The sequence below is a fragment of the Clostridium hydrogenum genome (assembly GCF_021432385.1).
GTDB classification, from domain to species: Bacteria; Bacillota; Clostridia; order Clostridiales; family Clostridiaceae; genus Clostridium_S; species Clostridium_S hydrogenum.
The window spans coordinates 2,638,244-2,650,511 of the sequence record NZ_JAEACT010000002.1 but is presented as its reverse complement, the minus strand read 5'-3'; the positions used below and the strand labels follow the sequence as shown (position 1 = coordinate 2,650,511).

Annotated in this window: 9 protein-coding genes and 1 riboswitch; of the genes, 8 read left to right on the top strand and 1 reads right to left on the bottom strand. The window is 30.2% G+C overall.

Annotation, left to right across the window (positions count from 1 at the left end; translation table 11 throughout):
* The first annotated feature begins 2 nt into the window (after positions 1-2).
* The 8 genes from CUEA01_RS12115 (at position 3) to CUEA01_RS12080 (ending at position 10,149) form a co-directional block, all read left to right on the top strand.
* Complete coding sequence (locus CUEA01_RS12115; RefSeq protein ID WP_234121864.1) at positions 3-1,148, top strand: ABC transporter permease; 1,146 nt, start codon at positions 3-5, stop codon at positions 1,146-1,148.
* 79 nt (positions 1,149-1,227) lie between these two features.
* Positions 1,228-1,329: riboswitch (purine riboswitch) on the top strand.
* 270 nt (positions 1,330-1,599) lie between these two features.
* A complete protein-coding gene (locus CUEA01_RS12110) occupies positions 1,600-2,892 on the top strand; it encodes an NCS2 family permease (protein WP_234121863.1) in 1,293 nt (430 codons plus the stop codon).
* Positions 2,893-3,348: 456 nt separating this feature from the next.
* A complete protein-coding gene (locus tag CUEA01_RS12105) occupies positions 3,349-4,758 on the top strand; it encodes an amino acid permease (RefSeq protein WP_234121862.1) in 1,410 nt (469 codons plus the stop codon).
* A 179-nt stretch (positions 4,759-4,937) separates the two neighbouring features.
* Entirely contained in the window at positions 4,938-6,947 is a 2,010-nt protein-coding gene (locus CUEA01_RS12100) for a methyl-accepting chemotaxis protein (RefSeq protein ID WP_234121861.1), read from the top strand.
* A 258-nt stretch (positions 6,948-7,205) separates the two neighbouring features.
* Positions 7,206-7,697 (top strand): peptidylprolyl isomerase, encoded by a 492-nt coding sequence (locus tag CUEA01_RS12095; RefSeq protein WP_234122169.1) that lies wholly within the window; start codon positions 7,206-7,208, stop codon positions 7,695-7,697.
* A gap of 422 nt (positions 7,698-8,119) precedes the next feature.
* Positions 8,120-8,770 (top strand): TetR/AcrR family transcriptional regulator, encoded by a 651-nt coding sequence (locus CUEA01_RS12090; protein WP_234121860.1) that lies wholly within the window; start codon positions 8,120-8,122, stop codon positions 8,768-8,770.
* Between the two features lie 21 nt (positions 8,771-8,791).
* Positions 8,792-9,193: an FMN-binding protein gene (locus tag CUEA01_RS12085; RefSeq protein WP_234121859.1), complete on the top strand. Its 402-nt coding sequence runs from the start codon at positions 8,792-8,794 to the stop codon at positions 9,191-9,193.
* Positions 9,193-10,149, top strand: a complete 957-nt coding sequence (locus tag CUEA01_RS12080) for an FAD:protein FMN transferase (protein WP_234121858.1) — start codon at positions 9,193-9,195, stop codon at positions 10,147-10,149. The genes CUEA01_RS12085 and CUEA01_RS12080 overlap by 1 nt, the downstream gene beginning before the upstream one ends.
* Positions 10,150-10,576: 427 nt before the next feature.
* Here the strand turns inward: CUEA01_RS12080 and CUEA01_RS12075 are convergent, their stop codons facing one another.
* Positions 10,577-12,268, bottom strand: a complete 1,692-nt coding sequence (locus tag CUEA01_RS12075) for an FMN-binding protein (RefSeq protein ID WP_234121857.1) — start codon at positions 12,266-12,268, stop codon at positions 10,577-10,579.

Sequence of the window (12,268 nt, the reverse complement as noted above, 5' to 3'; positions counted from 1 at the left end):
ATATGAAAAATGTAGTATGGTTAGCATTAAACACTTTAAGATTAAATTTCAGAAAAAAGAGTAAAATATTAAGTATCATAATATTACCAATACTTTCGGTTTTAGTTTCAATATTGGTTAATAGTGTTTCATCAAGTAAGCCTGTCCAGGTTGGCATTTTAGATAAAGATAAAAGTACAATATCTAAAGCGTTTATAAAAGATATAAGTAAAGAAAAAAAGTTTAATATTAGTAATATTGAAGAAGATAAGATTAATAATTCAATTACCTCCGGAGACAAAGATTGCGTTATTATAATTCCACAGGGGTTTGAGAAAAGTATTTATAGTGATGAAATAAAAGAGTTTCAAGTAAAGTCTTTAAAAGGCAGTGCTTCTACTGCATGGGTAGATAATTATTCAGACACGTATTTAAACAGCATAATGGATATGTGGAGAGCAGCTAACGGAAATAAGCTACTATTTGAAAAAACCTTTGAAAGTAAGCAAAATAAAGAAATGATATTTAACATTAAGGATATAAGGGATACAGCAACAGATAAAGAGGTTACCTCACAAAGCATAGGCTTTTTAATTATGTTTTTATTGCTTAATGCAAGTATTGCAGCTGGATTTATTTTAAGTGAAAAGAAAAACAGAACTTATTTTAGAATATGTTCTTCTCCAGTAGATTCTAAAGTTTATGTTCTAGGTAATGTCTTGGCAAGTTTTTTTATAGTTACAATACAAATTTTAGTGGCGCTTTTAATTTTGATATACATGTTTAGTGTAAAAACGTATATACCTTTCTTTGAGCTCTTTTTTATACTTTTGTGCTTTGGAATTACAGCTATAGCCTTTGGTTTGATGGTGGTTGCATTTGCAAGAAATTCAAGTGAATTAGATTACATGATAACGTTAGTTATTACACCTACCTGCATGATTAGCGGATGTTTTGTTCCATACGATTTAATGCCTAAGACAATACAAAATATAGCGTACTTTTTACCGCAGCGATGGACTTTTGATGCCATTGAAAAACTTCAGAATAATAGTGGCCTTGCTGGAGTATATTTAAATATAATTATATTAATTGGTTTTTCGTTTACATTCTTTGTAATTGCTGCATATAAATTCAGTAGAAGCAATAATGTTCAAAATTTTGTGTAAGATGCTTAATAAAAAGTTAACAAAATATCTTGATTTAATTAATAAAATGTTGTAACATATACGTTGGATAAGATGAATTATAAGTTATTTTAGCATAACCTGTATATACTTAGAAATATGGTCTAAGCGTTTCTACCAGACTGCCGTAAATGGTCTGACTATGGGTGTTTATAGATATTTTGCGTATGTATAAACTCCATAATTTTTATTATGGGGTTTTTTTATTTTTGTGATTTCATAAAAAATGCAAAGTTCTATCTATATTGTATAAATTTATAGGTAATTAAGCTTAATGCTTTTATCTTCAATATGTATATTTTTTGAAAAAGTGTACAATCTACTAAAGCTTGAGAGATATTTTGATTACAAAAATAATTTTACAATAGATGCCATATTTACGCATGAACATAATTTTTATTCATAAAATTTAATAAAATCTAGGGAGGTACTTATGTTAGAAAAGGTTTTTCACTTATCACAAAACAAAACAAACATTAAGACAGAAGTCTTAGCAGGTTTTACAACATTTATGACAATGGCATACATACTTATAGTTAACCCAGGAATTTTGGGCAAGACTGGTATGCCTGTACAGGCGGTTTTTGCAGCTACAGCGCTTGCTTCATTTATTGGAACTTTAATTATGGCACTTGTAGCAAACTATCCTTTCGGAATGGCACCAGGAATGGGTCTTAACGCATTATTTACTTATACAATATGTATTACAATGCATTTTTCATGGCAAACAGCTCTTGCAGCATCGTTTATCGAAGGTATCATTTTCTTATTATTAAATGTTTTTAAAGTTAGACAATTTATTATAGACAGTGTTCCTCAAACTCTTAAATATGCAATTAGCATAGGAATAGGTTTCTTTATAACATTTATAGGACTTCAAGATGCAGGAATTATAGTAAAGTCAGATGGAACATTGGTAACACTTGCAAATTTAAAAACACCATCTGTTTTACTTGCACTAATAGGAGTTTTATTAATAGCTGTACTTTATAATAGGGGTGTAAAAGGTTCATTTATAATAGGCATGATTGTTATATATGTAATAGGCATTATTTTTGGAGTTGCAAAAGCACCAGCTGGCATTTTGGGAGCACCTCCATCAGTAGCACCAGTATTTTTAAAATTTGATTTTTCACATGCAATGACATATAAAATAATTCCAGTTATACTTTCTATGTTATTTGTAGATATATTTGATAGTATAGGTACATTAATAGGATTAGCATCAAAAGCAGGTTATCTTGACAAAAATGGTAATGTTAAAAATGCAGACAAGGTTTTAACAGCAGATGCTGTTGGTTCAACTTTAGGTGCATGCCTTGGTACTTCAACACCAGTTGCATTCGTGGAATCTGCTTCTGGTATAGCTGAAGGTGGAAGAACAGGTCTTACTGGTATTGTAATAGCAATATTATTCTTATTATCAATTTTCTTCTCTCCACTATTAACAGCAATACCTTCTTTTGCAACAGGTCCAGTATTAATAGTTCTTGGAGCAGTAATGATGGAACCTATAGCTAAAGTTGATTTTTCAGATTTTACAGAAGCATTTCCTGTATTTATAACACTAATACTTATACTTTTAACATACTCAATCACAGATGGTCTTGCATTTGGATTTGTATCTTATGTTGTAATTAAATTATTTTCAGGTAAGGTAAAAGAAATACCGGTAGCTTTATATGTAATTTCGTTCTTATTTATAATAATGTTTGCAATTCAATAGTAATTTTTTAAATTAATATGAATTAAAAATAAAATTTATTGATATATTAAAAAAGGAGCAATATTATTGCTCCTTTTTTAATTACAAATATATGTATAAATATAAAATTAACAATTCGATATGGCAAACGTTTTCAATATGTAAAAATAAACCATAAACTGCAGCGTTATTATAGTATAAATATGCAAGTTAGTCTTTAAAATATATATAAATGCATATATAATATTATAGATAAACCAGTTCAACTATCAAAATCAATTTTCATCATAATGCTTAGAAGATAGCATTTTGATGAAAATTAATTTTGAAGTTTCAAGTGGTTTATCTTTAAAGATGTACACCTTGAAACAGCGAAATTACAATTTGTAAGGATAAACTTTGTATTTGAAATTTTGATTTTTCAAGTAGTATATCATATATACAATTTTATGTTTTTTACAACAGGAGGACGCATTTATGAAAATTTTAAGAAAAAAATCGCTGGAAAGTATGCTTGTTAGTGCGGAAAAAACGCATCTTAGTAAAACACTTAAAGCGAAAGATATTGCTGCTTTAGGTATAGGAGCAGTTGTTGGTGTTGGTATATTTGTTGCAACAGGAACGGGAGCTCATATGGCCGGACCTGCTATAGTAATTTCCTTTATATTAGCTGCTATAGTAGCCTGTCTTTGTGGATTAAGTTATTGTGAACTTGCAACAATGTTTCCAGTAGCGGGTAGTACATATTCATATACATACATAACTTTTGGAGAATTTGCAGCAGCAATAATAGGCTGGTGTTTAACTGCCGAATATCTAGTTGCTTGCAGTGCAGTTGCATCTGGCTGGTCTGGAACTTTAATTGGTATATTGAAGAATGCTGGAATAACTCTTCCGCAGGCAATTGTTGCTTCACCTAGTAAGGGTGGAATTGTAGATTTACCAGCGGTACTTATAACATTAACATTAACGTACATGCTATATTATGGAATGAAAGAAAGTTCACGTGTTAATAATATTATTGTAGTTGTTAAGATAGCTATAATACTCATATTTTTGGTGTTAGGAGCAACACATATAAATCCAGCAAATTATACACCATTTATGCCTTTTAAAATTAAGGGCGTTCTTCTTGGAGCTTCAACAGTATTCTTTTCTTATATAGGGTTTGATGCAATTTCCACTACTGCAGAGGAAGCAGAAAATCCAAGTAGAGATGTATCAAGGGGACTTATAATTTGTTTAGCTGTTGTAAGTTTTCTGTATATTTCCGTTGCTTTTGTATTAACAGGTATGGTTCCATATAAAGAAATAATATCTGAGAATGCAGTGCCAGGTGCTCTTGCAAGAGTAGGAATTAAATGGGGATCAACATTAGTTGGAGTTGGAGCTATTCTTGGTATGATTTCCACAATGATAGCAGTTCTTTATGGACAAATAAGGGTATTTATGGTTATGTCAAGGGATGGACTTATTCCTAAATTTATTTCAAAGGTTCATCCAAAGCACAATACACCATATGTAGCAACTCTTTTAACAGGTATCACAGCGGCTATAATAGCAGGAGTTTTACCACTTGATATTATTGTTGAATTTTTAAGTGTTGGTACACTTTTGAGTTTTTCGGCGGTATCACTTGCAGTTATTGTGCTTAGAAAGAAAATGCCTAATTTAGAAAGAAAATTTAAGTGTCCAGGAGTTCCTTTTACACCAATAATTACTATAATAGCATGTATATTCTTACTTACAACATTAAGAGCTATAACTTGGATTGGTTTTCTTGTATGGTTATGTATTGGAGTAATTATATATTTTACTTATGGAATAAAACATAGTTCTCTTGAACAAGAAAAATCAGAAGTAAATAGAAAACAAGATGTAAATTAATAAATAATTATAACAAAGTGATAATTTATGGATGCATAAATTATCACTTTTTCTATAAAACTCTCTTTTAATTGACAATTTTCATGAAAATGCCGTATAATTACAATAAATATTTAAAGTTTAAATAGCGACATATATATTATTTGTATAAATTTACTTGCATATAAAGGAGAGATAGTATGAGAAAACTAAGGACAAAATTAATTATTTATATGTGCTCTTTATCCGCAGCAGTGCTTATAATATTATCTTTAATAAGTTATTATGTAGCACATGATATTATTTTTAAAAGCTATACAGATAAAATGAGAACAACTTCAGAGAAATATGGTGAATTTATAAATGGATGGCTAGATGGTCAAGCTAAATCATTTGATGAATTTGTATATGGTATTGAAAATTCTAAAGATATGGATAATACTGAACTTATAGCTTATATGGGAAAAAAATTAAAAGCTAATCCTAATATATCTGATATATATGTTGGACTTATAAATGGTAAGTTACTTGATGGTTCAGGTTGGACACCACCCTCGGATTATGATGCAACTAAAAGAGACTGGTATAAAAATGCCATAGATGAAAATAAATTAGTATATACACCGTACTATGATTTGGTAACAAAAAAAATGGTTGTATCTATTGCAGAACCAATAACTAAAAATGGAAGATTAATTGGGGTAATAAGTATAGATTTAAAACTAGATGTAATTACAGATGAAATAAAAAAAGCGAAACCAGTTAGTAATAGCTATGGATATTTGATTGATGATAAGAATGAGGTGCTCGTTCATCCAGCTTCAATTTTTAAGCCAGATAAGGATAAGCTTAGAGATATAAATTCTTCTGCAAACGGAAAATATAATAAAATTGCAACTGAAACTACGGGAGCGTTTTTTAAAATTAAAGATTATGATGGCACTCAAAGATATTTTGTACCTACAAAAATTAAGGCTGCTAATTGGACAGTTGGATTTGCGATTCCAGTAAGTGAGTTTGATAAAGATTTAAATCCAATGATAAAGTATTTTTTAATGGCATTTTTATTATGCTTTGTAATTACTTTGATTGTAGCATCATATGTGGGAAATAGAATTGCAAAGCCTATTGTTTTTGTAACTGAAGAAATTAAAAAACTAAATGATATGAATTTAAAAGATATGGATGATAAGTTAATTAAAGCATCTAAAAGTAGTGATGAAGTTGGAAGTATCGCTTTAGCAGTTTTAAATTTAAGGAAAACATTATTAGAAGTAATTAGAACGTTAAAAAATAGTTCTGATACATTACTTAGTCATTCCAAAGATTTATCTAAATCCCTAAATGAAAATTCTAAGGCAATAGATGAAGTTTCAAAGGCAACGGGGGAATTAGCAAAAGGTTCTACAATTCAAGCTAATAAATCAGAGATAGGTTTAGAAAAGCTAAATGAACTTTCAAGAAAGTTAAATACTATAGTTGATAGTGCTAATGAAGCTAAAAAATATTCATATTCAACGAAAGAAGTAAGTTATATTGGTGAAACTTCGATAAAAAATTTGATTGATAAACTTTCTGACAATAATAATGCATCTCAAAAAGTATCAAAGAATATAGAAGTTTTATCGGAAAAATCGCATTCTATAAATCAAATAATAAGTGTGATACAAGAAATATCGGAGCAAACGAATTTACTAGCGTTAAATGCCGCAATTGAGGCTAAGAGAGCTGGTGAAGCTGGTAAGGGTTTTGAGGTAGTTGCAGATGAAGTAAGAAAATTAGCTGATGAAACTACATTAGAAGTTAAAAATATATATAATGCCATAAAAGAAATACAAGATGAAATTAATTCTGCTAAATTGCATATGGATAATGCAGAAAATACAAATGCAGAGGCAAATGAAAGTGCTGTTGAAAGCAAAAAATCTTTTATAGCAATAGATAAAGCTATAAAGGATATGATTTTAAATATGGAAAATTTGGGCACGGAAATAGCAGAGGTTAGTGAGAATAAGCAAATAGTTGTTGAAGCAATTGAAGAAATATCGGCTGTAGCTGAAGAGGCAGCAGCTGGAACAGAAGAAGTTTCCGCATCTATGGAAGAGCAAAGTTCTGTTACTGAAAATATATTAGAAGGTACAAAACAGCTTGAAGATATTGCAGGTAATTTACATGATATAGTTGACAAATTCAAAATTAACGCGAATTAGAGCGTGGTGCTAAAATAAATAACAATTATGTTCTACATTAGCTTAAAATTCCGTAGGTACAGAGGAATTTTTTCATTAGGCTATGTTTTAAATAAGTGTTGATTTTCACACTTATTTAAAACATAGCCATTTTATTTAACATCCTGCAATACACTTACTTCGCAATTGTGGATATATTTATTATAGTTTGGTATAATAATATAACTAAGATGAAAATTGGAGGCGTTAATTGTGAAGAAACCAGTAGTTACAATTGAGATGGAAAGTGGAAATAAGATAGAAGTTGAATTATATCCAGAAGTAGCACCTAATACAGTGAATAACTTTATTTCTTTAATTAATAAGGGATTTTATGATGGAACAATATTTCATAGAGTTATCCCTGGTTTTATGATTCAAGGTGGTGACCCAGAAGGTACAGGTATGGGTGGACCAGACTATTCAATAAAAGGAGAATTTTCTTCAAATGGCTTTAAAAATGAACTTAAGCACTCAAAAGGAGTAATTTCTATGGCGAGAACTGCATACCCTGATTCCGCTGGATCACAGTTTTTTATAATGGTAGAAGATGCACCTCATCTTGATGGAGATTATGCTGCTTTTGGAAAGGTTATTTCCGGAATAGAAGAAGCTGATAGAATAGTTTCAGTAAAAAGAGACTATAGTGATAGACCATATGAAGATCAAGTAATAAAAAAAATGACAGTAGAAACTTTTGGAGAAACTTATCCTGAAGTTGTAAAGGCATAGGAATATATATAAATAATCTGGAACATTAAAATTGCTAATACCAAGTTCATCCTGACAGCAATATTTTCAATTCGCAGTTCACGATGCACAATTCACAATAAAGGATGATTTACCTTTCGTTTCTCTCAGGTAAATCTTAAATTTAAATATTATTAGCTTCGCAAGCACCATATATGGTGCTGTTCTGTAAGCAATAAAAAAATAAGTTTTAAGATTTTTCTACGCTTGCGTAGAAAAATCATCCTTCATTGTGAATTGTGAACTGTGAATTGAAAATATTAGCATAAGGATAAACTTGGTGTTTATAATTTCAATTTTTCATATAGTATATCTATATTAGAAGAGTTGACTTTTTTTTTGCAATCAAGTATACTTTGGGTATACTAAATAAACTTATGGTGTACTAAATTAAGGAGACAAAAATGAAAATAGCTGAGCGTAAGGAAAAAGAGAAATTAAATAGAAGAAACAGTATAATAGATGCAGCAGAAAAGGTGTTTTTTAAATATGGATTTGAGTTGACTACAGTTGATAACATAGCAGTAGAAGCTGGATTTACTAAAAAAACTATATATTCATATTTTAATAGCAAGGAGGAGATATATTATAGCATAATGATAAGAGGGTTTAATATAATCAATGCTAAGTGTGAAAAAGCCATAAAAAATGTTGAAATCGAAAGTGAAATTGAAAAAATAAGAATTATGGGAAAATGTTTTATAGATTTTAGTTTAGAATATCCAGGATATTTTAAGAGTATTGTGGACTATGAAAATAATGATATTGAGGCTATAGATGATTTAAAAAATTCTGTACTTCAAGAATGTTATTTAGCAGGAGAGTATTGTTTTGAACTTTTAAGAAGTATTATAAAAAAAGGTGTTGAAAAAAAAGAAATAATAGATAAAAAGGATGTTAATACAATTGCACTCACTCTTTGGGCGGCTATTGTCGGAATTATAAATATTTTAGATAAAAAAGAATTATACATAAAAAAATATCATAAAAAAGCGGCACCTGAAGTCTTAGAGGATGGATTTGAGATAATTTTGGAAGCAATTAAAAAAAGGTGATTTTAGAAGGAGGAAAATAGTATGGTAGTAAAAAAAGTTATTATGATAGTTGCTGGTTTGGTTTTAGCGGGAGGTATAGTAATTGGGGCTAGGTATTTAATATCTGTAAAGGAATACCAAAAAGCGGTGAAGGAAATTAGTATAAAAAATGTAGATTTACTTAAGGTAGCAGATGGAAGTTATATTGGAAGTTGTGATGTGAATTTTGTTGCTGCAAAAGTTAAGGTTGATGTGGAAAATCATAAAATTATAGATATAGATCTTTTGGAGCATAAAACTGAAAGAGGAAAAAAGGCAGAAGTAATACCTAAGAAAGTTGTACAAGCACAGAGCTTAAAGGTTGATACTATATCTGGTGCTACTAATAGCAGCAAAGTAATTTTAAAATCCATTGAAAATGCTCTTGAAAAGGGAGAAAAATAATGAGTGATTTTCAAGTTAGTGAAATAATTTGTATGGGAACTAACATTATTCAAAAGGTGTATGGAGAAAATGCAAATAAGGCCTTATTAGAGGTTGAATGTAAAATGAGGCAAATTGAAGATAGTATGAGTTTTTTTAAGGAAAGCAGTGAAATAGGAAGGCTTAATAATTCTGCAGGCATTAAGGAAGTTCAACTAAGTGAAGAGGTTTTATATGTTTTAAAGGCTGCAAAACATTTTTCTGAAAAAAGCAATGGAAGTTTTGATGTTACTGCTGCACCACTTATAGAGGCTTGGGGAGTATTTACTCGTAATGAAAGAATACCATGTAATGATGAGATAAATGAAAAATTAAAGCTTATAAATTATAGAGATTTAGAAATAAATGAAGATAAAAAAACTGCTAAATTATTAAGAAGAGGTCAAAAAGTAGATTTGGGAGCAATTGCTAAAGGATATGCAGCAGATGCAGCTATAGAAATTTATAAAAAAAATTGTGTTGACGGTGCTTTTATAAATCTTGGCGGTAATGTACTTGTTTACGGAGAAAAGCCAGATAAGTCACCATGGGGAATAGGAATACAAAATCCTTTGCTTAAAAGAGGAGAAATTGTAGGAATTGTCAATGTAAAAAATAAGTCTGTAGTTACATCTGGAGATTACGTTAGATTTTTTGAAAAAGGAAATGTAAGATATCACCATATTTTAGATCCTAAAACTGGCTATCCTTCAAATTCAGGAATTTCCAGTGTTACTGTGATTTCGGAGAATTCTATGGAGAGTGATGCATTATCTACAGCTGCTTTTGTGCTTGGGATATATAAAGGCTTAGAATTAATTGAAAATACATTGAATGCTGAAGCTATATTTATAACTGATACTAAAGAAATTTATGTAACAGAAGGAATAAAAGAAGACTTTTATTTCATTGAAGAAAGCGGATTTAAATATAATTAATATAATAATGTATCAGTGTGCCTACGGAATTTGGGTTTAGTACAGAAACAATGCTTATTACTGAAATAATTAAAATTATTGTATTAAATTGTTAGAAAATGATTATATGTTGTGAAATAAAGATATAGTGGATTAATCAAAGAACCTTTGGCAGGTGTAGGAAAAAAATGATGCTAGGGAATACACCTACTTGGGGTTTGGGCTTTGCCCATTAAGATTATTGAACCTGTTCTTATTAATTTCTAATGTGGCATCAACAATATAATTTACAACTAAGCGTCAATTTTTCTAAGGCTCTTAAGCTTTAAAAAATTTGCCGCTTAGTTTTATTAATTTTATTTAGGATTTTGAACCGCTATTCACTGACATCATTTTTCTACACCTGTGAAAGGTTCTTTGGTTTTGCACTATACTTTAGTTTTCAATATTATTGTGCGTTGCTTAGAGCATCAGAAACGGCCATCATGATACCATTACTGCTTCTAGTTGCTCCTGATACAGCATCAACTTGAGTAGATTGAGCTTGCACAATTTCACTAGGAACTACACTAGCTGCGCTATTGAAAAATTGTGGTGTGTCTTCATTTGACAACATTTGGATATTTGCTATTTTACCATTTTTAATTGTTACAGAAACTTTTAAATTAGGCCTAAAACCTTGACCAACACCAGTATATGTTCCATCTTTGTATTTACTACTTGTATTAGAGGGTGCTGTAGCATTGTTTGAGGAACCATTGCTAACGTTAGCTGTTGTAGAAGGCGCTGCATTGTTGCTAGCATTAGTTGTGCTAGAAGGTGCAGCAGTATTGTTAGTATTAGTTGCTTTAGAAGCTGGTGCAGTAGTACTTGAAGAACTATTAACAGTATTTGATTCTTTATTGTTATTGTTTGATGCTTCAGAGTTAGTAGTAGAATTATTATTTGAAGCTGTTGTAGTACTGCTTGTTGAAGAAGAACTTAATTTTGCGTTTTTTAAAGCATCTGTAACAGCTTCCATGATACCATTACTACTTCTAGTAGCACCAGATACAGCGTCGACTTTAGTAGATTGAGCCTGTATGATTTCATTAGGTACTACTTTTGATGCTTGGTCGAAATATCCAGCACTATCGTTAGTTGATGTTATATCTATACTTGCTATTTTATTGTTTTTAACTGTTACAGTAACGTTCATGCCAGGTTGAAAACCAGTACCAGTACCAGTATATGTTCCATCTTTATATTGTCCTTTAGCCGTACTTGCAGATGAACTTATGGTTGTTGTATTTTTAGTTACTGCATTAGCTACAACATTGCTTGTAGCATATAGGCCGGCAAAAGCAGCTATTGCAACTGAACTTGCTAAAGCTGGATTTATGTTTTCATCAGCAACACTTAATTGAGTATTCTTTCTTGGACAAACATCAAGGCATTTAAAGCAATTTATACATTCACCACTAGTAACTTTATTAACTTTATAGAGATCTATGCCCATAGAGCATTTATTAGTACATAATCTGCATTTTCCACATTTGTCATTAGGTTTATTGATTTTGAAAAATCTTAACTTTGATACAACTGCAAATATTCCACCAAGGGGACATAGATATCTGCAGAAAAATCTTTCAATAAACATTGCGCCAACAGCAATAAGAGCAAGTATTATAAAACCTAAGGTATATTCAAATATAGCACTTTTGAAGTTTGTTATTTGAGCAAAAGCGTTCCAAGGACTAAAATTATTCAAGGTTGTACTGCCTAATGTCCAAACAAAAATTAGGACAAAAATTAAAACTACATATTTTAATAACTTGAGCATACGGTCAGTTTTTTCATTTACCTTGAATTTTATTTTAAACACCTTACTTGATATGGTGTAGAGAATATCATTCATAGTTCCGAAAGCACACATCCAACCACAGAAGAATCTTCCAAAAATTATTGTAACAAGCATAGTTACAAACATTGTCGTTAAAAATGGAAGTGTAGAAGATAAGCTAAAGGTTCCTTTTATAATTGATGAATATAATTTTCCAACTTGGCTAAAGCTTAAAGTGAATAGACCTGGTAGTAAGAATAAAAATATAATTTGTGATGCAAAACGAGCTATCTGTATTTTTGATATTTTCTTTTTCAT